Origin of the sequence: Chloroflexus sp. MS-G, from assembly GCF_000735195.1 — a bacterium.
Taxonomy (GTDB): domain Bacteria; phylum Chloroflexota; class Chloroflexia; order Chloroflexales; family Chloroflexaceae; genus Chloroflexus.
Window position 1 is genome coordinate 15,455 of the sequence record NZ_JPIM01000038.1, and the last position, 23,224, is coordinate 38,678.

The following is a 23,224-nucleotide window of genomic DNA, read 5'->3' on the forward strand; positions in this document are numbered from 1 at the left end:
CGCCCCCGACTGACCTGATTGTCTGACTATAAGTTATAGATCGCCGAGTACTTTTCACGCAGGTACGCCATGTACGGCTCGATCCGCAGAGGAGTGCCTGATGCGCGCTCGATCAGTTCGTTCGGCGTGAAGATGCTGCCATAACGATAAATGTTCTCGCGCAGCCAGCCGTGCAGTGTAGCGAATTCGCCCTGCCTGATCTCCTCATCAATCGTCGGATGTGCTGCCCGCGCAGCAGCCAGGAATTGCGCACTGAGGATGTTGCCCAACGTATAACCCTGGAATGCGCCGCCAATTAACCCACCGAACCAGTGGACATCTTGCAGCACGCCGTCACGGTAGTCCGGTACCGTCACACCCAAATCTTCGGCGTAGCGCGCATTCCACGCCTCTGGCAGATCGCGCACCTTCAGGTTGCCCTCAAGTAAAGCCAGTTCCAGATCAAACCGTATCATCACGTGCAGGTTGTAAGTGACCTCATCGGCGTCAGTGCGGATCAGTGACGGTTGCACCCGATTAATCGCACGATAGAAGGTGTCGAGTGGCACCTGACCCAACTGTTGTGGGAATGTCTGTTGTAGTTCAGGATAGAAATACTCCCAGAATGGCAGTGAACGCCCGATCAGATTTTCCCAGAGCCGCGATTGGCTCTCGTGGACGCCGGCCGAAACCCCTGAACAGAGTGGTGTCGCCTCGAAGGCGGGATCGATTCCCTGTTCGTACATGGCATGGCCTGATTCGTGCAGCGTGCTAAACAGACCGTCACCTAGATCATGTTCGTTGATGCGGGTCGTAATCCGTACATCGCCGACCGAAAACTTGGTCATAAAGGGGTGATGCGTCAGGTCTTGCCGACCTCGTTCAAAATCATAGCCAAAGCGTCGGATAATGTGCTCGCCGAAGGCCAGTTGGTCGTTGCGTGGGTAATACTGACGCAGACACGAATCGTCAATCGGCGGTTGGGCCACAATGGCCCGAATGAGCGGAGTCAGTTCAGCACGCAAGCGGGCAAACAGCTCACGGATCACTGCTGCGCGCATCCCGTAATCGCTGAAATCGATCAATGGATCGGCCGGATGATCGTAGCCAGGGAAGCAATCAGCTACCCGTCGGCTCAGCTCGAGGGTGCGTTCGAGGTAGGGCAGCATCGTTGCAAAATCATTCTCCGGCCGTGCTTTGGTCCAGGCGTGATAACTCGCCGCCGTGTGGGCAGCAATTTCACTCACCAAATCGGTCGGTATGCGCGTCATCCGCTCGTAGTTGCGATGGGCCACTCTGATCAGTGCCGCATCGGGATGATCATACGGTAGTGTTTCGGCATAAGGCATCAGTTCTGCCAGCAGCTTGCCTAGCTCGGGATCGGTGCTCTTTTCGTGAGCCAGCCGCGAAAGCGTAGCGAGTTGACGGGCGCGGGCGGCTGCGCCACCCGGCGGCATGTAGGTGCTCTGATCCCAACTGAGGATAGCAGCAGCACTGTTTAAATCATCAATCTCTTGCAAACGGGCACGTAGTTCTTGCAGTTGGTGTTCCATCGTTGACACTCGCTTTCTGATTTCAGCTTCGCTGTCGCCAGGCCAACAAGCGTTGTTGTGCAGCACGCAGCGTCTCTTCACGTTTGGCAAAACAGAAGCGGGCAAGCAGCGGGAGATCGGTTTGGCGGGCATAAAAGGCAGAAGGTGGGATCGCCGCAACGCCAACTTCGGTAGTCAGGTAGCGGCAGAACGTCACATCGTCGCGAAAGCCGGTCGGCGAAATGTCGGCCATCAGGAAATAGCTGCCTTCGGTCGGCAACACGGGCAGACCGGCGCTGATCAGAATCTCTTCGAGCAGGCGATACCGTGACGTATACTCAGCGCGAAACCGGTCATAGTAGCCGTTCTGCAACGCTCCTTCCAGCGCCACTGCTGCCGCATATTGTAAAGGGGTTGCAGTGGCAAAGGTAATCCACTGATGTGCAGCCCGTAGCGCGGCGATGAGGGGGGCCGCACCAACGGCGTAACCGATCTTCCACCCGGTCAGACTAAATGTCTTGCCCAAACTGTTGATGGTGAGCGTTCGCTCCCACATACCGGGCAGTGTTGCAATCGGAATGTGCTCGGCACCGGCGAAGACGAGTTGATCGTACACTTCATCGGCAATCACGATCACGTCGTAAGTCTGGCAGAGATCGGCGATCTGTTCTAGCTCGTGACGTCGAAATACTTTACCGGTCGGATTGTGGGGCGTATTGAGCATCAGTAGACGGGTACGTGACGAGAACGCAGCCTGCAATTCAGCCGGATCAAACCACCAGTTTTGCTGACCGTCAGTAGGAGGATGCAGGCGCACAAAGCGGGGGATACCACCGGCCATTGTTACATCGGGCAGATACGCATCGTAAAACGGCTCGAATAGAATCACCTCATCACCGGGATTGATCAACGCCTGCACGGCGCCAAAGAGAGCTTCGGTCGCGCCACTGGTTATCGTGACCTCGGTCTGCGGATCGACAGTACGCCACCCTTGCGCCTGCCAGGTTGCGGCAATCGCTTCACGTAGGCGTGGCACACCGATGTAAGGCGCGTACTGATTGGCATCGGCGCAAATAGCGTCAATTGCGGCTTGCTTAACCCATTCTGGCCCGGCAAAATCGGGAAAACCCTGGCCCAGGTTGACGGCGCCACATTGTACGGCAAGAGCACTCATTTCGGCGAAGATGGTGGTGCCAAACTGACGAACCCGCTCAGCGCTGCGTGGTGTAGTCATTGTGATCCCCTGAAAGCTAACGTCAGCGTGTGAAGATGTTTCTTGTATGTGCTTGCAAATCCGATTACCTTTCAACTATGGTACCACAGACTGCTGCAACTTTTGCAGTTGAAGCTACGTCATAGCGATAGAAGCGAAGAGGTCACACATTACGGAGGAGATAAACAATGAACAATCAAACACGCTTGATCGGACTGATCTTGATCACGATTGGTGTGGTCGCTATTTTCAGGCTGTGGTGGCTGGTACCGGTTGCTCTGCTGGCCGGTGGTGGCATCGTGATCTATCGCCGTCAGCGCAACCTTGGCCGCATCGATGAGGCAGTACAGGCTCTGTTGTGGGGAGTTGGGCTGGCGCTGCTGTCGCTGTTCAAATTGCTCTGGCCGGGTATTCTTATTCTGGGTGGCGTCAGTCTATTGCTGCGTGGTCGCGAGGCCGAGGTCGAACAACGAATGTGGGCGCTACTCGGTCAACTGTTGAGCTGGAATCGCCAACCGACAACGCAGCCGACCAGTAGCAAGGTGCAGATCGTCGAGAAGCACGACGAGGCATAATGAGCTGCGTCGTTGGATAGAGTGCTAAATATCGTGCGGGGCGGGTTCGCAACCCGCCCCTGCGATTTCCTAGAGGGATGGGTGTCGCACGACGTGGTCATTTCGACAAAAAAGAAAACAGACGACGGCGTTGACCACGAGAAACGACGACGATTACCGACATGCGCTTGACCGTTGTCATCTGGTTGTGACAGGGATCGCCGAAATGAGTCCAACCATTATCTGGCGTTGCTGATATTATCCCCAGGGTGTCACACCGTAAACGAGACCGTAAACCCCTGCCCTCGGTTAGCAAACGTGAGCTGGTTGGCGACCAATGGCTGGGTCATCCCATTAACGACAAGCGCTGCTGGGGTGGCGCCGTGGATCACTAGCGTCAACGTCTCACGGGCAAACTCCCTGAATCCATCACCGCGCACCGTTGCCGTTACAGTCACCTGCTGGCCACGTCGCTCGATCCGGAACGTCGTGCGGTAACAGGCTCCCTGTGCAAATCTAAACGTCAAACCATCATCTTCGTGCAGGTCTGAGGTGTAAACACCATCGTGCGTTGGCACAAACAGATGTAACTCTAGCGTGCGCGGATAATAGTTCATCGTTGACGGCGGCACTTCTGGCCAGAGTGGAATGACTGCTCCGGCTCGCACGAAGAGCGGGATTCGATTGAGAGGAGCTGCTATGCTGATAAACTGCTCACCGGTAAACTGCTCATCGCTGTACCAGTCATACCACGCTCCGGCCGGTAAGTAAAGTTGCCGGGCAACGGCGCCGGGGGCATAAACTGGCGCAACGAGGAGATCACGACCGAGCAGAAACTGGTCATCAATATCGCGGGTCAAGCGGTCGGTCTGATAAGCAAATACCAGTGGCTGCTGCACCGGTTCGCCCGTTTCCAGCGTGTGCATAAACGCCGTCACCAGATAAGGTATCAACCGATAGCGCAACTCAAGGGCAGCCCGGGCAATCTGCTCAATAGCCGGCCCAAACGACCAGACGTACTGGTCAACATGACCATAGGCGCTATGATTGCGACAAAACGGCGTCAAGGCCGCACACTGCATCCAACGGGCAAAGAGTTCGGGCTGGGTATCACCGGCAAAGCCACCGATGTCGGCTCCGATAAATGCCTGTCCAGACAAGCCCATTTCCATCGCCATTGGCATACTCATCCAGAGATGATCCCAACGCGGGCAATTATCGCCCATCCAATTCGCCGCATAGCGTTGAATGCCAGCAAAGCCTGCCCGTGAGAGCACGAACGTTCGTTGATCAGGGAACGCAGCCTGTAAGCCTTCAACCGTCGCCATCGCCATCAAGAGCGCATATTGATTGTGATAACGCTCGTGTGGTTCTTGCCCACCGTTAAACCGCATTGCATAGGGCGGAATATCACCGGTGGCGGGTTCGTTCATATCGTTCCAGATACCGGCCACACCCAAACGGGCAAGGTTGGCATTCTGTTGCCCCCACCAGGCCCGTACTTCCGGCTTGACAAAATCGGGAAATACCGTTCGACCCGGCCAGACCTGACCAATGTACAACTCACCGCTTGCCGTGCGGCAGAAAAAGTTGTGTGCCTGCCCCTCACGAAACAACGCAAAGTCGGGGTCAAGCTTGACACCGGGATCAACAATCGTGATGAGACGGAAGCCGTACTGTTGTAACTGTTGCACCAGCGCTGCCGGATCGGGGAACAACTCGTGATTCCAGGTAAAAACGCGATAGCCATCCATGTGCTCAATATCGAGCCACAGCGTATCACAAGGAATACGTCGTTCGCGATGACGAACAGCGAGCGCTACGACATCCTCCTGGCGGTAACGGTGCCAGCGGCACTGATGATAGCCGAGGGCCCAGATGGGTGGTGGCGCCAGACGACCGGTCAGCCAGGTAAACCCCTCTAGAATATCGGCAATACGCGGCCCGGCGAACACATATTCGGTATACTGACCACCCAACGCACAGACCCCGTAAGTTTCAGCGGGCGAAAAATCGACATGCTGCCGATACGCATTATCAAGAAAGAAACCAGCCGCATTCCCAGCCTGATCGAGATGATAAAAGAATGGGATAGAGACGTAATAGGGATCGAACTCAGTACTGGTATTCTTTGTTCGTGGATCGGCGGGATCGCGGCCTACCGCAAACTCGGCTTCGCCCTGTGGGCTTAACACATCGTTATTCCACAGAATAAAATCGCGCCCCTTACGATTAAGGCGACCGGTCTTCTCACCCAGACCGAGAAATGCGTCATCGCGGGCACATACCCGATGAAACGCGAACGCATCGTTCAGCGTTGCATACGCCCATGGCCGCCCATCATGACCGGTTGCTGTGTTTAAGACGAGACTGTTGTCAGAACGACGGACGGTAAGCGTAAACGGATCACGGCCGATGATTATCTCCAGACGGGTACTGCGTAAGATCAGCGAAGTGTCCGTCTCGGTAAGGGTGAACGACGGCACTGGTACGGTTGTCAGGTCAATACAGACAGCGTAAGTGGGATGTTCATCAAAACGTCCACCGCGACTGATCTTGAAACGAACAATATCCTCACGGATCCATTCTACCCGTAACCACTCGTGATCAAGGGCAGCAAGTATCCCGCGTTCGATGGGCTGTACCGCCCCAAGGCGTGAAAACGGTGTAAAGTAACGGGTATCGGTCAAGCCGATCCGGGCCGGGGCTTGCGTCATGGCAACCTCCTCAAGATGTCAAGGCAATATTGATGGATGATTGTAGCATAGGGTATGGATGGGATCATTCTGTTGCAGGGCACTGCTTGGCGCAGAAAGAGGGAGCAGTTCATCCTTCCCTCTCGTGGTCGGCGAGGAAAGGGGCTGCGGGGGCGGGCGTTGGTTTCTATCTCGACTACAATCGCTTATATAACCGCTGATGGTGAAATAACCGATCATGTTTCTGCAACCACGCTATAGTATATACAGAACGATCTTACGCGAAGGTCGCTCTGCACGATAGATTTGGCTGCATATCATAGGTATATCAACCATGGCACGTCGGCCTCGTCCACCGTTACCCCGTTTTCGTCGGCGGTCTCCGCCACCAACTCCATGGCTTATTCGCGGCCTGGCGTTTGTTTGGCGCTGGTTGAATCGGCTACTGTTTGCCGTGCTTGTTCTTGTATTGTGCGGCTTGATTGGTCTGATCGGACTATACTTCTATTACGGTCGTGATCTCCCCCCGCCAGAACTGATCGATCAGCACCGCAGCTTCGAGAACACGCGCATTTATGCCCGTGATGGGATTACGCTGCTCTACGAAGTTATCGGGCCGGGGGTGCGCGTTCCGGTGGCGCTTGACCGGATTCCGCAGATATTGCGCGATGCAACGGTAGCCGTTGAAGATGCGAATTTCTATACTAATCCTGGGGTTGATTTACCGAGTGTCATTCGCGCTTTCTGGCAAAATCTGACTGCCGGTGAGACGGTTTCAGGGGCGAGCACGATTACCATGCAGTTGGTGCGGACAATTTTGCTGACTCCTGAAGAAGCCCGACAACAAACAATTGAGCGTAAAATTCGTGAGGCGATTCTGGCTATTCGCGTTGGGCAAGAGTACAGTAAAGATCAGATTTTATCGCTCTACCTCAACGAGGTGTACTACGGTGCGCAGGCGTATGGGGTCGAGGCAGCAGCACGCCGTTATTTTGGGAAACATGTCTGGGAATTGAGTCGCGGTGAAGCAACCCTTCTCGCCGGTTTGCCGCAATCTCCTTCTGTCTACAATCCGTTTGAAAATTTGCCGCTGGCCCGTGCCCGCCAGCGTATCGTGTTGAACCAGATGGTCAAAGCTGGTTTCATCAGCGCTGCCGAAGCTGATGCGATCTTCGCCGAACCGATCCGGCTGGTGACACCAACGGTAACGATCAGTGCGCCACATTTTGTCTTCTACGTTTACGATTTGCTTGTCCAGCGTTTCGGCGAGGAGATGGTCAATCGTGGCGGGTTGCGGGTAATTACCACGCTTGACCCGGCGTGGCAGATGCAGGCCGAACAGGTGGCTGCCGAGAAGGTGGCTACTTTACGCGAACGGAAGGCAAGCAACGCGGGAGTGGTGATGCTGTCGCCTGACGGGCAGATTCTGGCGATGGTGGGGAGCGTTGATTACAACGCGCCTGACGGACAGGTGAACGTCACTCTTGCTTTGCGTCAACCCGGTTCGACCCTGAAACCGTTTATCTACGCTGCCGCGTTGCAGCGTGGTTGGACACCGGCAACCATATTGTGGGATATTCCTTCGCGCTGGCAAATCAACGGTGTTGTGTATGAGCCGCGCAATTATGATGGTCGTTTTCGAGGTCCGGTACGGTTACGGCTGGCGCTAGCCAATTCGCTCAATATTCCGGCGGTAAAGGCGCTGGAATTTGTTGGGGTTGAGGCATTTGTCGATCTGATGACCCAGTTCGGCGTAACGTCGTTTACCGATCCCGCTCGCTACGGATTGGCGATGGCACTCGGTAGTAACGAGGTGCGGTTGCTCGAATTGACCGGCGCCTATGCCGGTTTGCGGGCCGGTGGCCGTCAGGTGCGTCCGGTTGCTATCTTGCGAGTGACAAACAGTCGCGGCGAGGTTCTTGAAACGTGGCAGCCGACTCGTGGCAAGCCGTTGCTCGGCCCACAGAGTGAGCAAATTGCCTTTCTGATCAGTGATATTCTCAGCGACAATGCTGCACGCTGGCCGGTGTTTGGCCGCAATAATGTGATGGAATTGCCGGGTATTCCGGCAGCGGTCAAGACTGGAACCAGTAACGATTACCGCGATTCATGGGCGATTGGCTATACCGATGCCGTAATCATTGGGGTTTGGGTTGGGAATAATGATAATCAGCCAATGGCTGAAGTGGCCGGCGCCAACGGGGCTGGTCTGATCTGGCGTGAATTGATGTTACGGTATCACGCTAATCGGGTAGCCAGGCCATTTGTGCCACCGACAGGAATTGTCGAGCAGCCTGTGTGTGTTGAAACCGGTGGCCCACCTAACCCTGAGTGCCCGCAGGTGATTACCGAACGCTTTGTGGTTGGGAGCGGTCCGGTAAGTGCGCTCAGCTTTCAAACGGTGCGGGTGGGTGGTGATGGCTCGTGTCTGGCGACCACGTACACACCGCCAGAGGAGGTGCGCCTGGTTACTTTCCCAGTATATCCAACCGAAGTTGCCGAATGGGCACGTCGCAATGGGAAAGTTGCGCCGACTAGCTATTGCCCGCCGCCGCGTGAACCGGAGCGTGCAATAGCGTTGCTCGATCTCGCCGAGCAAAGTGTGATCACGAACACGTTGATCTTTATCAAAGGCACGGCCCGCGGCCCATTTATTCTCGATGTGGGCAGCGGCACCGATCCAACCGACTGGCAGGTACTGGGGCAGAGCAGCCAGCCGGTTGAACAGGGATTACTCGGTATGTGGAATGCTAGCTCCTGGTCGGCAGGCGATTACACCATTCGATTGCGCGTGACTCTGGCCGATGGTGTGGTGATCGAGGAGCGCCGACGCATTACCTATCGCCCGTGACTGGCAAGCAGGGCCTGCTGCCATGCCGCTTCGACCTGAGCACGAGTGTTGGCCTGCGAACCGCTATTGTCGATGATGACATCGGCCCGACTGAGCCGACTCTCTTGCGGGGGTTGAGCTGCAATACGTGCCTGGGCCTCAGCCAGCGACATGCCACGAGTCGTCATCAAACGCTCGATCTGCTGTTCGGGTGAGCAGGTAACGACCCACACCTGATCGCACTCGTCGGCCCATCCCGATTCGATGAGTTTAATCGCATCGATCACCACCACCGGTCGCTCAACCGGGCGCAGACGAGTCGCGTAGCCACCAGCGTTCGCTACTTCAGCCAGAAACCGCCTGATCTCGTCCCGTACCGCCGGATGGATGATTGCCTCTAGCCGCTTGAGCGCTGCCGGATCGTTGAAGACGATATTACCGAGCTTGCGACGATCAATAGCACCGCCAGGTGCGCTCAAGATGTGTGGTCCAAAAGCCTCGACAATCGCCTGGTAGACCGCTGTTCCCGGCTGTTGCAGGCGATGCGTTACCCGATCAGCGTCAATTGTGCGTGCACCCAGTGCGGCCAGCATTGCCAGCACCGTACTCTTACCGCAGGCAATACCTCCGGTCAGGCCGATCAAGAAGATGCCGGGATGTTTCATGACACAAGCTCCACATACTCTTGCAATATCAGTGCGTCATCGGTGATACCGGCCAATTCGAGCAATTCGCTGATCAACTGTGCCCGCTGCTCGGCATCGCGGCGGCTCCAGGTCCGACTCTTGATTTCGAGGAATTGCCCGCTATCAGCCTGACCGACCAGGGTGTCAAGGTTGATCGCAAAATCATGATCACGGTAGAGGATACGCCAGCGTCGTCGTCGCTTTTCCAACTCTTCAATTCGGTCGGGTTGAAAATACTCGCGGTAGAAGCGCACGGTGTGGTCTGCCGGTGCAGTATACCGTGCGCGTGAGAGCATCATTGCTTTGGGATGATCGAAGCGGCGTGCTTCGGCCATCAGCGTGAGCGTATATTTGGGCTGCGGTCGTGCTCCTGGATCGGTACGATGATCTTCACGAATCCGAATGCGCTCGCCATTGGCAAAAATAAAGTAGGTATCGTACTGCGTGCGCTCGCTGGTCTTGGTTACCGTGATAGCCGGATGGTTGAGAAGGGCTAGAACCCGTTCAACATCACCTGGATCAAGACGGGCTTTGACCTGAATCTCAAAGATTTCGGCCTGTTGGACACCACCCAGAGCCAGAATCTTGGCAAGCAGGTTCCGTTCGCGCGTGGCGAGAAACTCGTTGATGCGGGTCGCGATAGCCTGGGCGCGATCAATAATCTCATTCTCATCAATCGTCAGCAGATGGCGATTGCGGAGGAGGAGTTTGCCATCGACCAACACATCACGGACATCGGCGGCCCGACTGCTGTACACGAGATGGGAATAGATGGCATCTGGGGCGTAGGTGTAGCGTGGTGCACTGTGTAGGCGATCCAGTTCAACTACGACAATATCGGCACGTTTACCCACTTCCAACGACCCGATCAGGTGATCGAGATGAATTGCCCGTGCTCCCCAGCAGGTGGCGAGAGCAAACGCCTCACGGGCCGGTACTGCCGTTGGATCGCCACTGAGACCCTTGGGGAGCAGCGCCGCCAACTGAATCTCGGTAAACATATCCTGATCGTCATTGCTTGCCGGTCCATCGGTACCGAGACCAACCCGCACACCCGTCTCGATCATACGGCGAAACGGAGCGACACCGCTGGCCAGTTTGAGATTACTGGTCGGGCAAGGCACGGCGCCAGCACGAGCTTCGCGCAAGAGTCGCAGATCGTCTTCGGTTGCGTGGACGCAGTGGGCGGCGATACACGGAACATCAAACGCACCGACTCGTTTGGCGTAACGGATGGGCGTTACTTCGCGGTCGCGAATACTCTCTTCGACTTCTCGTGCTGTTTCAGACAGATGGGTAATCAGCGGAACGCCAAACTCGGCACAGAGAGCAGCCGCCTGCCGGTAGATGTCGTCGGTGCAGGTATAGGGGGCGTGCGGGGCAACCGTAGCGATAATGCGTGGATGGCCGCGCCACTCGGTCATGAAGCGTCGGGCACGCTCGATTCCAGCATCGAACGAATCGGCGTCGGGGGTTGGTAGTCGCATCACTGTTTGGCCGCAGATTGCCCGCATTCCGGCCTGATCGGCTGCTCGTGCTACTTCTTCCTCGAAGTAGTACATATCGACGAACGTCGTCGTTCCGCCACGGATCATCTCGGCACAGCTCAGCAGCGTGCCGGTGAAGCTAAACTCAGCATTGACGAACTGACTCTCTACCGGAAACATATAACCGAAGAGCCAGACATCGAGTTGTTGATCGGCAACCAGACCGCGCAAAAGACTCATCGGAACATGCGCGTGGCCATTGATCAGGCCAGGAATAATCGCACAATTACGACAATCAATCGTCTCGGTCGCCGTGTAACGCTCGTTCAGATCGCTTGCCGGTCCCACAGCTACAATCACACCATCACGGATCGCGACGGCGCCGTTGGCAAAAATGTGCCACTCTGCATCCATCGTAACAACAGTGCCGCCGGTGAGGAGAGTGTCAACATGCTCCATTCTATCCTCCTTTACAACACGCTATCTTTATTCATTGTACGAGAAACCCTTCTTCCATGCGATCCACCCATGTGCTGATGTCGGGTATACTGAGAGATATGCAACCAGAAGCTGTTTCTATCGAACATCAAGCGACAACAACTCAGCAAACACCATCGCGATCCCAACTCGAAAAGCGAGTTTTGCGGCTGGCCTGGCCTGTTATCGGCGAAAACCTGCTTCAAACGATGCTCGGTGTGGTTGACACGATCCTGGTCGCCTCTTTAGGTGCCGTGGCCCTGGCCGGGGTTGGCGCAGCGTTGCAGGTGATTTATGTTACCACCGCAGCACTCAGTGCCTTGTCGGTTGGCGTGGCTGTGCTGGTAGCGCAGGCGTATGGTGCCGGGCGATTGGTTGAAGCTGGCGCCCTGGCGCGCCAGGGTCTGTTCTGGAGCGTTTTAATTGGGCTGCCAATCACGGTCATCGGTTTACTGCTCACGCCTACACTTATTGGACTGTTTGGCTTAGCACCCGATGTCAGTCAGGTCGGCATTGATTACCTGGCTGTCACGATGAGCACCATTACAACCCTGACGATGATGCTGTTGATCGGTGGTGTGTTGCGTGGCATTGGTGATTCGCGCACGCCAATGATCATTACTGCTGTTGCCAATGTGATCAATGTGATTGCCAGTGCTGCACTCATCTTCGGCTGGGCTGGCTTACCGGCCTTGGGAGCAGTTGGCAGTGCATGGGGGTCGGTGGTTGCGCGCCTGATAGGGGCAATACTATTGGCCGGTATCCTCTGGCGTGGCCGCAATGGTGTGCGGGCCGGCGGAGGCGGGTTATGGTGGCCGCAGCTCAGCGTCTTGCGTGATATTTTGCGGATCGGGATGCCAGCCGCCGTGGAAGAGGTGTTGATCATCGGCGCTATTGCCTCGCTGACACCAGTAGTAGCAACACTGGGTACGATACCGCTGGCAGCGCATCGGGTAGCGATCAATGTGCTCTCTCTTTCATTTTTACCCGGTATCGGCTTTGGATTGGCAGCAACAGCATTGGTAGGACAGGCCGTTGGTGCACAGCGTCTGGCCGAGGCCCGTGCTGTCGCGCAGATTGCTCTCCGTTGGGCGGTCATTTGGATGGGAGGACTCGGTGTTCTATTCATCGTATTTGCTGAAGGCCTGGTGCGCATATTCAACAACGACCCGCAATTGGTCGCCGAAGGTGCAGCAGCCGTGCGTGTCGTTGCCCTGACTCAACCGGCCTGGGCTGTGACATTTGCGCTTGGTGGAGCGTTGCGCGGTCTTGGTGATACCCTTTCGCCACTTGTGATTAGCGGCTCAGCAATTTGGATTTGTGTAGGGTTGGCCCTGGTCATTGTGCTGTGGTGGGTACCAGCCTTGTGGGGTATCTGGCTGGCCTTTCTGATTGTTGGTCCATTCGAGGCAGCCGTTTTCTGGCGGAAGTGGCAGCAGCGTATTTCCTCCTGGTCTCTGTAGGCGAGCAGTTATGCCGTTGCTCTGTTGTTGCCCTCACCCCCTGGCCCTCGCTCCCGCGCTGCGGGCGAGGGGTTATGGCCCTCACCCCCTGGCCCCCGCTCCCGTGCTGCGGGCGAGGGGTGATCTGGTTCGTGGGATCGCTCCTGCTCCGATCATCCCCCCTTTTCTCGCCTCGTGTGGGAGCGGAAGGGTTCGGGGGGAAGGTGAGGGGGCGCCCGGCCTGTTCTGCGGCACCGGCGCTGAACCCAGTGCCAGCGTGGTTTCGGATCTTGGGAGATGAGGCTTCCCGACACGTACCGATCTGATGCGAGCGTGCCTTCCAAAACCTTCAACTGCAAATGACAGATGGAACTAACCCTGCGGTACACACGTCTCTCGTATGTGACATTCAAATGACCTTTGCCTAAAGGAGTTACCACAATGGAAAACCGTCTACTTTCAATCGTACTCGCACTAACAGCGCTTGTCGCTGTGCTGGCCCTGGCCGCAGTAAGTCTGTTGCGTCCAGATCAAACTGTCACCGCGCAAACCAGTGTCGCCAATATGCCGCAGATCGTAGTGATTGGCACCGGTGAAGTGAAGGTCGAACCTGATATGGCCTCGGTTTTGATAGGGGTTGAGACGACTGCACCGACAACTCAGCAGGCGTTAGCGCAGAACAGCAGCCAGGCTCAGGCGATTATTGATCAGATTCGACAGCTAGGCATTGAGGCCCGCGACATTCAGACCACCGGTATTAACATCTATCCGGTATACGATGAAAAAGGGCGTGAGATCACCGGATATACCGTCAATAACACGGTTCAGGTGACCATCCGCAATCTGGCGCAGGCCGGAAATCTCATCGATAGCGTGGTACAGGTTGGCGCCAACCGGATTTACGGCATCAGCTTCGGAGTCAGCGATCCAGAGCGTGTGCTGTCTCAGGCCAGGGAAGCGGCCATTGCGAATGCCCGTGCACGGGCTGAACAGATGGCCCGTGCCAGTGGCACATCGTTGGGTCGCGTCTTGTTTATTACCGAAAATCTGGGCGCCAGCCCTATCCCGATCTCAATGATGGCTGAAGCCCGTGCGGCTGTAGGGAACGCAGCCCCGCCTATCCAACCAGGTCAGCAAACCTACAGTGCGTCGGTGCAAGTGACCTTTGAACTCCGCTAGATCGCGCCTGATACCCTCTCCGCGCCAGATCATCGGCGCGGAGTACCCCAGGAGCGCGGGCCTCTGGCCCGCGTTGTGCAACGCACCCAGGAGCGCGGGCCTCTGGCCCGCGTTGTGCAACGCACCCAGGAGCGCGGGCCTCCGGCCCGCGTTGTGCAACGCACCCCAGGAGCGCGGGCCTCCGGCCCGCGTTGTGCAACGCACCCTGGGTGCGCGGACCTCCGGCCCGCGTTCACGTACCAGCGTACCCAGTAGCGCGGGCCTCCGGCCCGCGTTCACGTACCAGCGTACCCCAGTAACGCGGGCCTCCGGCCCGCGTTAACGTACCAACGTACCCTGGACGCACGGGCCTCTGGCCCGCGTTGTGCAACGCACCCAGTAGCGCGGGCCTCCGGCCCGCGTTCACGTACTAACGCACCCCAGTAGCGCGGGCCTCTGGCCCGCGTTGTGCAACGAACCCTGGGTGCGCGGGCCTCCGGCCCGCGTTCACGTACCAACGTACCCAGTAGCGCGGGTCTCTGGCCCGCGTTCACGTACCAACGCACCCTGGACGCGCGGGCCTCTGGCCCGCGTTGACGTACCAACGTACCCAGTAGCGCGGGCCTCTGGCCCGCGTTGTGCAACGCACCCAGGAGCGCGGGCCTCTGGCCCGCGTTGTGCAACGCACCCTGGGCGCACGGGCCTCTGGCCCGCGTTGTGCAACGAACCCTGGGTGCGCGGGCCTCCGGCCCGCGTTAACGTACCAACGCACCCAGTAGCGCGGGCCTCTGGCCCGCGTTGTGCAACGCACCCAGGAGCGCGGGCCTCCGGCCCGCGTTGACGTACCAACGTACCCCAGTAGCGCGAGCCTCCGGCCCGCGTTGACGTACCAACGTACCCCAGTAGCGCGAGCCTCCGGCCCGCGTTGACGTACCAACGTACCCAGTAGCGCGGGCCTCCGGCCTGCGTTCACGTACTAACGCACCCCAGTAGCGCGGGCCTCTGGCCCGCGTTGTGCAACGCACCCAGGAGCGCGGGCCTCCGGCCCGCGTTGACGTACCAACGTACCCAGTAGCGCGGGCCTCTGGCCCGCGTTGTGCAACGCACCCTGGGTGCGCGGGCCTCCGGCCCGCGTTCACGTACCAACGCACCCAGTAGCGCGGGCCTCCGGCCCGCGTTCACGTACCAACGTACCCTGGGTGAAAGCTTTAAAAATCATTGATTCTCACATCCACAAACCATCTTTACTTCTGATATAATACAGGTAACCCAACCATCGGCGCGGCGTTGTTGCCCTCTTCGCCCTGGAGCGATCGGCAGCAACCCGCGCTATTGTGATCTCTATACCACAGAAACACGTGAGCACCGTATGTCATTCCGGATCGAAGCGCCTTACCAGCCAACCGGCGATCAGCCGCGTGCCATTGAGCAACTGGTTGCGGGATTGCGCGCAGGTTACCGCAATCAAACACTGCTTGGCGCTACCGGCACCGGCAAAACGTTCGTTATGGCCCATATCTTCTCGCAAATCCAAAGGCCAACGTTGGTTCTGGCGCATAACAAAACGTTGGTGTCGCAGCTTTGGGCCGAGTTCCGCGAGTTTTTACCTGATGCCGCTGTTGAGATGTTCATCTCGTACTACGATGAATATACGCCCGAAGCCTACGTCCCCTCGAAGGACCTCTATATCGAGAAAGAGGCCAGCATCAACGAGGAGATCGACCGGCTCCGCCACGCCGCTACTCAGGCCCTGCTTTCCCGACGTGATGTGCTGATCGTTGCTTCGGTTTCGGCGATTTTTGGTCTCGGTTCACCGCATGATTATGGGCAAGAAAAGGTTACGCTGCGTGTCGGTGAGGTACGTAACCGCGATAAGCTTTTGCGCCAGTTGATCGATTTGCAGTTTGAGCGCAAGGATATGGATTTTCAGCGGGGAACCTTCCGAGTGCGCGGTGATACCCTCGATATCATTCCTGCCAACGCCGAGACTGCTATTCGTGTAGAGTTTTGGGGTGATGAGATTGAACGCATTGTTGAACTCGATCCGCTGACCGGCGAGGTTTTGCTGCGGCATACAGCAGTTGATATTTATCCGGCGAAGCACTTCGTCACTACGAAAGAAAAGCTGCAACGAGCGATTGCCAGTATTCAAGATGAACTGAATGAACGGCTCCGCGAACTCGAAGCGGCCGGTAAACTGCTGGAAGCGCAGCGGCTCAAACAACGCACGCTCTACGACCTCGAAATGCTAAGCGAGATCGGGTATTGTAGCGGGATTGAGAACTATTCACGTCATCTCGATGGCCGTGTTCCCGGTCAGACACCGTGGACGCTGCTCGACTATTTTCCCGATGATTTTCTGATCTTTATCGATGAGAGTCACATTACTATCCCGCAGTTGCGCGGTATGTACAATGGTGACCGGCAGCGCAAGCAGACACTGGTTGATTACGGCTTCCGTCTACCTTCAGCTCTTGACAACCGACCACTGCGGTTTGAAGAATTCGAGCAGCATGTCTATCAGGTTATCTACGTCTCGGCCACTCCTGGCGCCTACGAACGTGAGAAGAGCGAACAAATCGTCGAGCAGATTATTCGTCCAACCGGCCTGCTCGACCCTGAAGTTGAAGTCCGCCCAACCCGCGGCCAGATCGACGATCTACTGGGCGAGATTCGACGGCGAGTTGAGCGGAAACAGCGCGTACTAGTCACGACCCTCACGAAACGAATGGCCGAAGACTTGGCCGACTATCTTAAAGAGATGGGGGTGCGCACGATGTACCTCCATGCCGATATCGATACCATTGAACGGGTAGAGATTCTGCGTGATTTGCGGTTGGGCGTCTACGATGTCGTGGTTGGCATCAACCTGTTGCGCGAAGGGCTGGACCTGCCCGAAGTGAGTCTCGTTGCAATTCTCGATGCCGACAAAGAGGGTTATCTCCGCTCGGAAACCTCACTGATTCAGATTATCGGTCGGGCGGCTCGCCACGTTGAAGGCAAAGTCATTATGTACGCCGACACAATCACCCGTTCGATGGAGGCGGCGATCCGCGAGACGCAACGCCGACGCGATATTCAGATGGCCCATAATCTGCGTCACGGGATTACGCCACAGGGTATCGCTAAAGGCGTGCGTGATCTAACCGACCGTATTCGCAAGCTGGCTGAAGAACGTGGTGAGTATGTCGCTACTCCTGCCACGGCGGTGCCGGTCGATCTACCGCGTGATGAGGTGTTGAAGTTAATTAAAGACTTGGAAAAGCAGATGAAACAGGCAGCGAAAGAACTGGCTTTCGAGAAAGCGGCTGCGCTGCGTGACCAGATTGTTGAACTGCGTAAAACGTTAGCCTTGAGTGAGTGAGGTATGGCCGTTCAGGTCTGGATCGGCGAGAAACCAGAACATCCGCAAGAACGGCGGGCTATTCTAGGGGTGGCTCAGGCCCTCGAAAAGCTGGAGGGTCTGTTCCTGATCCTGGCCAATTTCAGCGTGAATGGTCGTAACATCGATCTGGTTATTATCAAGCACAATGCGATTGTCATTATCGAGCTAAAACATTGTGATGGGCGCGTGATCGGGAGTGTCAACGGGCCATGGTTCGTTGAGGGCCGTAACGGTGAGCAGAAGCGACTCAACCCTGGTCGTAAAAATCCGTACAATCAGGTCATTTCGTATTTTCACGCGCTCACCAATTTTCTCAACGAGCATCGCCGCGAGTTTCTCTCGGAACAAAAGGCAAATGATGTTGATTTTCGCACTTGCAAGCGTCTGATCGTCATTGCTCCCCGCATCGAAGAGGGTTCGCAACTCGATCTCGACTGGAAAGTTGAAGTACGTGGGCTTGATGAGTTGACCGCGTATATGATTACCGAGCGCTCCTCTGAAATTGAGTTGAGCGAAGAGGAGATGCTGGCTATCCCAAAACTCTTACACTGCACACCATGGACGGAATTGAATGAGGTGGTGCGGGAAAATGCTCCGCCTGCGCCAACCAAATCCGTTCCTTTACCGTGGTACGTGCAGGCGCGGAACGCTCTCCACACCACAGCCGGTCGGCTGGTTACCATCTTTGCTGGCCTGTCGCTCGTATTGCTGTTCATCCTCTTTGTGCGTCCACCAAGCCCTGCTCCACGCGCTGATAGCCCACTGACTTCTATCACAATGGGGACTTCTGGCGATGGAACGATCTTGAACTTCAACGCGACGACCAGCTTCTGTCGTTGGAACGGGTATCAATTGATCGGTAAACGCTGGGATAGCAGCACCCAAAGCTGGCAAAATATTGCGATTGGCGAAGCAACGACCGGCGCTGCACCCGATATTATTGTTGCACTCGAGCAGATTGACGCCTGCGGTGACCGGATCGAGATTACGTGGAGTGTTCAGAATAACACCAATCGTTCGGTGAGTTTCCCACTGCGCCACAACAACATTAAGATCAGCGACGGTCTGGGGAACGACTATCCTCTGGCAAATGACGATTCGCGTCCGGCGGTCATCAACGTACTCCCCGGTACCCGGCAGCGTGGTGTTGCTGTTGTGCGTCGTCAATTGGCCGCCAATGCCAGTACGCTTCGCATTAAGCTTATCGAGCAGCCGTTTGGTGAAGCCAGTTTTATTGTTGCGCTTCAGCCGTAGGTATTGTGAGCACACCCCCCTCACCTTTGTTCAACAGGTGTCAGGTGTGAGGAAGGGAGAGGATGAACTCTGCCACTTTCCGATTTTTTCTCTTCAAACCTGTAGAAGCGGATTCTACTTCCCCTGCCCCTCTTTCCAGCGGAGGAAGGCTATACGCGCTACAGGTTTTGCCCTTCCTTCCAAGGGACATGATGATGCGCCAGTCGCTTCTGCTGCGTTTCCAGGTGATGGGATGGATGGTGAGTCATCGGTAGTGGGAGAGTGCACTGCATGTTGATAGCGCTTCGCTTGGGCATCGTTTCGTCATCAGGCGGCGTGAATAAACAGAGCGTAAAGCACGCTCGTTTGTGCTATCATACCCTTGTTTCCTGGTTATGCTATTGTGCAACGCAGTATGATAAGTTCGTTCAATTGAGCAGGAGGTTCATCGTGGACATTGCAGCATTAGCGAAAGAGGTGGCGCTGTTTCTAACCCCCTTCCTGCCGTATTTGCTCAAAGCGGGGGAGAAGGCAGCGGAAGAAGCCGGCACGAAACTGGGTAGTGCGGCCTGGGAGCGCGCAAAGGGGCTGTGGAGTCGGCTACGCCCGCAGATCGAGGCGAAACCGACCGCGCAGGAAGCCGTGACCGACGCTGCGGCAGCGCCACACGACGAGGATGCGCAGGCTGCCCTGCGCTTGCAACTGAAGAAACTGTTCACCGAGAATGAGGAGCTGGCACGCGAGATCGGGCAACAATGGGCTGCGGCGCAGGCGGCAGGGGTGACAATCATTGCTTCCGGCGAACGATCCGTGGCGGCGCAGAATATCACCGGCAGTACCATTATTACCGGCGATCACAACACCGTACAGAGCGGCAAGTACAACGTCAGGATTGATAAAGCCTCGGGGCTGGCAATTGGCGACAATGCGCGGGTCGAGCAAAGCGGCGGCGAGACGGAGTAAAGGCTCTTCCTGGAATGCCGCAACCCACAGGTCGGAGCCTCAGAGCACAGGCCTTCAGTGCGCATTTGAGTACGTGAGCTTCCGGCCCGCATTCGGAGCACATTTGGGTGCGCGGGCCTCCGGCCCGCATCCGCACTGGCCATAGATCTATTCGAGCGCCTCTTGCTGGCAGGGAGCCGTCAGGCGTATCATGCACTGAGCGAATGGGATCGGCGTTAACCTATCCAAAGAAAAGAATCTAGCAACTCATCACCAGGTGTATCATGCTCGACGACTTCCTCACCAACCTCGCTGTTAACCTGGCCCACGACCTGCTGCGGGTCGGCGCCGACCGGCTGCGCACCCTGGCTTTCGGCGACGCCGAAAAACGCAGCCTGCACCACTGCTACCAGTCCGGCTTCCAGGCGATGCTGGATTCTGTCTGTGCGGGGCTGAACCGCGACCGTCAGGCGTTGGTCGAGACCATCCTACGCCAGTTTGTTGCCGCCCCCGGTGTGGCTCAGACGCTGCTAGATGTGGCCCTAGCTGGCGCGGACCTGCCCGACCTGCCCGCCCTGCGTGCCGCCTTCGACGCCCTAGACTTCGACCGCGCCACCCTGCCGGTCGATTTCGACCGGGCGCTGACCGCCTTCCACCGCGGCCTGAGCGAGGCGCTGGTGAACGAGGCCTCCCGTCCGAACAGCCCGCTCTTCAACCGGGTCAACCTGGGCCGGATGCTGACCATCCAGACCCTATTGCAGCAACAGGGCCACACGCTCGCTGCCATCGTGCAGCAGTTGCAGCGCATCGAAGGCCAGGGAAACACCTTCTACAACATCGTCATTGCCAAAGCCACCGGTGTCGCCATTGGTGACGGCGCCCGGGTGGAGCAGGCCCTCCCCGCCGACGTGCGCGCCACGTTAGACGAGGTGCTGCGCCTGATGCGCGATCTATCTCGCGACCGGCGACCGCCGCCCTACACTGCTGAAGACGTGCGCCGCTACCTGGAGAACGTTATCGCGTCCTGCCAGACCCTCGACCTGCGCGGCGCCGGTGGACCGGTGGATCACCTGCCGCTGGAGCGCGTGTACGTGGCGCTCAAGGCCGATGCCTCCAACGCCGCCGAGCGCCGCGCCAATTGGGAGCAGTTCCTGGCCGACCTGGCCGCGCACGAGCAGGAGCTGGCGAACCTGCCACTGGATGACCGCGAGCGCTGGCGGCTCTATCGTCGCATCTGTGTGGGCCTTGACCCTATGGGTTTGACCTTGGCCCTGCGCAACCGCGCCCGCGCCGAACAGGGCGATTACCTGGCCCTGGCCGCACGACGCATCGACCTGGGCGAACTGATCGGTCAGGAACGCTGGACAGTGCTGCTCGGCGACCCCGGCGCTGGTAAGACCACCCTGATCCGCTGGCTGGCCCTGCGCTTCGCCCAGGCGATGCTGAACGATGCCACCCAGGTGACCGCCCCCGCCGACCAGGTGCGCGCCGATCTGGAGGAAGACGAGACGACGCCGGTCGTGTTAGGACCGCCGCGACTGCCGGTACCCGTGCGCCTGGCCGACTACGCTGCTGCACGTTGGAACGAGAACCGCGACACCGGCCTGAGCCTCTTCGACTACCTGGGCGGCCATCGCTGGCAGGGGTGCCTGCTCCACCCCGACCCTGCCGTGGGCCGTGCCATCGTGCAGGATGCCATCCGAAACGGGCGGGCGCTCATCATGCTGGACGGCCTGGACGAGATCGCCGAGAGTTATCGCCGCCGGGAGGTGGTGGACGCCATTGTTGACTTTGTGCGCAACTGGGTGCGCACGCCCGATACCAATCTGTGCGCAGCCGACCCGCACTATCGCGCCGCACCAGAACGACACCAGGAACAACCCCGACAGCGTGGCGGCAACCAGGTGGTGATCACCAGCCGACCCATCGGCTACTACCTGGCCCCCTTACCCGCGCCGTTACCCCATTACACCGTTGAGGAGATGAGCGAACCGGCCATTACCCGCTTCTGCCGAACCTGGACGGCGGCTGTTCACGCTCAGACCGGTCGCACCGTGCGGGGCGACCCTGCGGCCGATGCGAAGGCGCTGCGCGCAGCCGTGCTTGATCCACAGCGGCCCGCACTACGTGAGATCGCCGCCAACCCCCTCCTGCTGACGATCCTGACCAGCCTGTTTTACGACCTGAACGGCAGCCTGCCCGAGCGCCGCACTGAACTGTGCGATCAGGTGGTTGAAGCCTTCATTCGCCAGCGCCAGGATGCCTGGGTCAGCCTGGGCCTGAGCGAGGAGCGCTTCCGCTATGCGATGGGTTACGTGGCCGTGCGCCTGCATGCCAACCCGGACTATCCCACCAGCCTGGCCGAGGAAGCTGTGGTGCAATCATGGCTGGAGGATGCGCTGCGCGAGTTCGACGGCGCCTCCCGCCCGGCACACCGCGAGCAGGCTGGAGCCCTCTTCCGCAGCGCCGCCGAGCTGGGCGGCTTCCTGCTGGCGCGCGGCGACGGCGCTTACGGCTTCATCCACCGTACCTTCCAGGAGTATTTTGCCGCTCTCTTTCTGGCCTGGGACCCCCACCGCGTTATCGAGGAGGTGTATCACCGCCTGGATGAACCGGCCTGGCACGAGCCGCTGCGCCTGGCGGTGGCCGACCTGGCGCGCCGTCGGCCCGCCGACCTGCGCAACCTGACCAAAGCCATCCTGGAGGTACTGGAACCAGCGCCCGGCCTGCTGCTACGCAACGCCCTCTTCCTGGCCGCATGCCTGCCGGAATTGCAACGCCTGCCGCCGGATGACCTGATTGCCGCTGCCGTGACCCAACTTCTGGCCGCCTACGCCGACCGCGATTGGCCTCCCGACGACGAGACGACGCGCCCACCGCCGCCTTTGCGCAACGCCATCGAACGGGCGTTGCGGCCCCTGAGTACGCTGACCGCTGCCCGCGCCGCTTTCGCCGCTGCACTGACCGGCGCCGATCCGGCCCGCCGGCTGGCGGCGGCCGAACTGATCCTGGAGTGCGACTGGCGCCATCCTGACTTGATCCCGCCCCTGCTGGCCGCCGCCCGCGACCACGCCGAACCTGTCGCCGCCATCCGCGAAGCACTCTGGCATCAGGTCGAGTGCCACTTAGAGGCGCTGAGGGACCAGAACCTGCCGCTGCGTGCGCTGCTGGATGACCCGGCGCAGGCTGCGGCGCTGGCGCAGCGCCCGGTGTGGCGCGCTATCCTTCAGGCCCTCTACCTGCGACCCGATTGGGAGCCGCACGAGTCGTTGACACCGGACGCGGTCTGCTTCGACTCGCGGCTCACCCCCTGGCTGAAACAGGTCTGGCAGGAGGGGTGGTCAGACGAGCAGATCTGCGCCGGACTGCTGGAACTGGCGCAGAACGCGACCGACGCGGCCCTGGCCCGCGATGCAGCCTGGGCGCTGGCCGTCAGTGATGAGGCGCGCTGGCGCCAATGGTTGATGGCTGCCGACAGCGGTAAGATCACACCGCAGATTCACGCGACCCTCGCCAGTGTAACATGGGGCGTCCTCGCCCGCGCCCGCGCCCTCGCCCGCGCCCGCGCCCTCGACCTCGCCCTCGCCCTCGCCCGCGCCCGCGCCCTCGC

At 58.3% G+C, this 23,224-nt stretch carries 13 protein-coding genes; 8 read left to right on the plus strand and 5 right to left on the minus strand.

Annotated features, from left to right (window positions below; all coding sequences use genetic code 11):
* Nucleotides 1–26 precede the first annotated feature (26 nt).
* Both JE47_RS0108865 and JE47_RS0108870 read right to left on the minus strand, forming a co-directional pair.
* The gene (locus tag JE47_RS0108865; RefSeq protein ID WP_031459408.1) at nucleotides 27–1,532 is read right to left on the minus strand and encodes a carboxypeptidase M32; all 1,506 of its coding nucleotides are present in this window, start codon (nucleotides 1,530–1,532) and stop codon (nucleotides 27–29) included.
* Between the two features lie 22 nt (nucleotides 1,533–1,554).
* Nucleotides 1,555–2,745: an aminotransferase class I/II-fold pyridoxal phosphate-dependent enzyme gene (locus tag JE47_RS0108870; protein WP_031459409.1), complete on the minus strand. Its 1,191-nt coding sequence runs from the start codon at nucleotides 2,743–2,745 to the stop codon at nucleotides 1,555–1,557.
* Between the two features lie 167 nt (nucleotides 2,746–2,912).
* On the opposite strand from JE47_RS0108870, the gene JE47_RS0108875 reads away from it, so the two are divergent.
* Nucleotides 2,913–3,299 (plus strand): hypothetical protein, encoded by a 387-nt coding sequence (locus JE47_RS0108875; RefSeq protein WP_031459410.1) that lies wholly within the window; start codon nucleotides 2,913–2,915, stop codon nucleotides 3,297–3,299.
* Nucleotides 3,300–3,550: 251 nt separating this feature from the next.
* Here JE47_RS0108875 and JE47_RS0108880 read toward each other — a convergent pair whose 3' ends face one another.
* The gene (locus JE47_RS0108880) at nucleotides 3,551–5,995 is read right to left on the minus strand and encodes a glycoside hydrolase family 31 protein (RefSeq protein WP_031459411.1); all 2,445 of its coding nucleotides are present in this window, start codon (nucleotides 5,993–5,995) and stop codon (nucleotides 3,551–3,553) included.
* Between the two features lie 313 nt (nucleotides 5,996–6,308).
* Between JE47_RS0108880 and JE47_RS0108885 the strand changes: the two genes are divergently transcribed.
* The gene (locus JE47_RS0108885; protein WP_031459412.1) at nucleotides 6,309–8,825 is read left to right on the plus strand and encodes a transglycosylase domain-containing protein; all 2,517 of its coding nucleotides are present in this window, start codon (nucleotides 6,309–6,311) and stop codon (nucleotides 8,823–8,825) included.
* Here JE47_RS0108885 and coaE read toward each other — a convergent pair.
* The gene (coaE, locus tag JE47_RS0108890; RefSeq protein WP_031459413.1) at nucleotides 8,813–9,469 is read right to left on the minus strand and encodes a dephospho-CoA kinase; all 657 of its coding nucleotides are present in this window, start codon (nucleotides 9,467–9,469) and stop codon (nucleotides 8,813–8,815) included. The two genes, JE47_RS0108885 and coaE, sit on opposite strands and share 13 nt — an antisense overlap.
* Nucleotides 9,466–11,436 carry an amidohydrolase family protein gene (locus tag JE47_RS0108895; protein WP_031459414.1) on the minus strand — a complete coding sequence of 657 codons (1,971 nt, stop codon included), beginning with the start codon at nucleotides 11,434–11,436 and terminating at the stop codon, nucleotides 9,466–9,468. The genes coaE and JE47_RS0108895 overlap by 4 nt, the downstream gene beginning before the upstream one ends.
* A gap of 98 nt (nucleotides 11,437–11,534) precedes the next feature.
* On the opposite strand from JE47_RS0108895, the gene JE47_RS0108900 reads away from it, so the two are divergent.
* The 6 genes from JE47_RS0108900 to JE47_RS21580 form a co-directional block, all read left to right on the plus strand.
* Nucleotides 11,535–12,917 carry an MATE family efflux transporter gene (locus JE47_RS0108900; RefSeq protein ID WP_031459415.1) on the plus strand — a complete coding sequence of 461 codons (1,383 nt, stop codon included), beginning with the start codon at nucleotides 11,535–11,537 and terminating at the stop codon, nucleotides 12,915–12,917.
* 420 nt (nucleotides 12,918–13,337) lie between these two features.
* Nucleotides 13,338–14,075: an SIMPL domain-containing protein gene (locus JE47_RS0108905; RefSeq protein WP_031459416.1), complete on the plus strand. Its 738-nt coding sequence runs from the start codon at nucleotides 13,338–13,340 to the stop codon at nucleotides 14,073–14,075.
* Between the two features lie 1,348 nt (nucleotides 14,076–15,423).
* Entirely contained in the window at nucleotides 15,424–17,418 is a 1,995-nt protein-coding gene (gene uvrB, locus JE47_RS0108910; protein WP_031459417.1) for an excinuclease ABC subunit UvrB, read from the plus strand.
* Between the two features lie 3 nt (nucleotides 17,419–17,421).
* On the plus strand, nucleotides 17,422–18,693 hold the full coding sequence (locus JE47_RS0108915; RefSeq protein WP_031459418.1) for a nuclease-related domain-containing protein: 1,272 nt from the start codon (nucleotides 17,422–17,424) through the stop codon (nucleotides 18,691–18,693).
* 429 nt (nucleotides 18,694–19,122) lie between these two features.
* Nucleotides 19,123–19,635 (plus strand): hypothetical protein, encoded by a 513-nt coding sequence (locus tag JE47_RS0108925; protein WP_201771210.1) that lies wholly within the window; start codon nucleotides 19,123–19,125, stop codon nucleotides 19,633–19,635.
* 263 nt (nucleotides 19,636–19,898) lie between these two features.
* A partial coding sequence (locus JE47_RS21580) for an NACHT domain-containing protein (RefSeq protein WP_031459421.1) occupies nucleotides 19,899–23,224 on the plus strand: 3,326 nt, incomplete at its 3' end.

Excerpts from the sequence above, each read along its gene's own strand:
- JE47_RS0108865 (WP_031459408.1), bottom strand. The coding sequence starts at position 1,532 with ATGGAACACCAACTGCAAGAACTACGTGCCCGTTTGCAAGAGATTGAT.
- JE47_RS0108870 (WP_031459409.1), bottom strand. The coding sequence starts at position 2,745 with ATGACTACACCACGCAGCGCTGAGCGGGTTCGTCAGTTTGGCACCACC.
- JE47_RS0108875 (WP_031459410.1), top strand. The coding sequence starts at position 2,913 with ATGAACAATCAAACACGCTTGATCGGACTGATCTTGATCACGATTGGT.
- JE47_RS0108880 (WP_031459411.1), bottom strand. The coding sequence starts at position 5,995 with ATGACGCAAGCCCCGGCCCGGATCGGCTTGACCGATACCCGTTACTTT.
- JE47_RS0108885 (WP_031459412.1), top strand. The coding sequence starts at position 6,309 with ATGGCACGTCGGCCTCGTCCACCGTTACCCCGTTTTCGTCGGCGGTCT.
- coaE (WP_031459413.1), bottom strand. The coding sequence starts at position 9,469 with ATGAAACATCCCGGCATCTTCTTGATCGGCCTGACCGGAGGTATTGCC.
- JE47_RS0108895 (WP_031459414.1), bottom strand. The coding sequence starts at position 11,436 with ATGGAGCATGTTGACACTCTCCTCACCGGCGGCACTGTTGTTACGATG.
- JE47_RS0108900 (WP_031459415.1), top strand. The coding sequence starts at position 11,535 with ATGCAACCAGAAGCTGTTTCTATCGAACATCAAGCGACAACAACTCAG.
- JE47_RS0108905 (WP_031459416.1), top strand. The coding sequence starts at position 13,338 with ATGGAAAACCGTCTACTTTCAATCGTACTCGCACTAACAGCGCTTGTC.
- uvrB (WP_031459417.1), top strand. The coding sequence starts at position 15,424 with ATGTCATTCCGGATCGAAGCGCCTTACCAGCCAACCGGCGATCAGCCG.
- JE47_RS0108915 (WP_031459418.1), top strand. The coding sequence starts at position 17,422 with ATGGCCGTTCAGGTCTGGATCGGCGAGAAACCAGAACATCCGCAAGAA.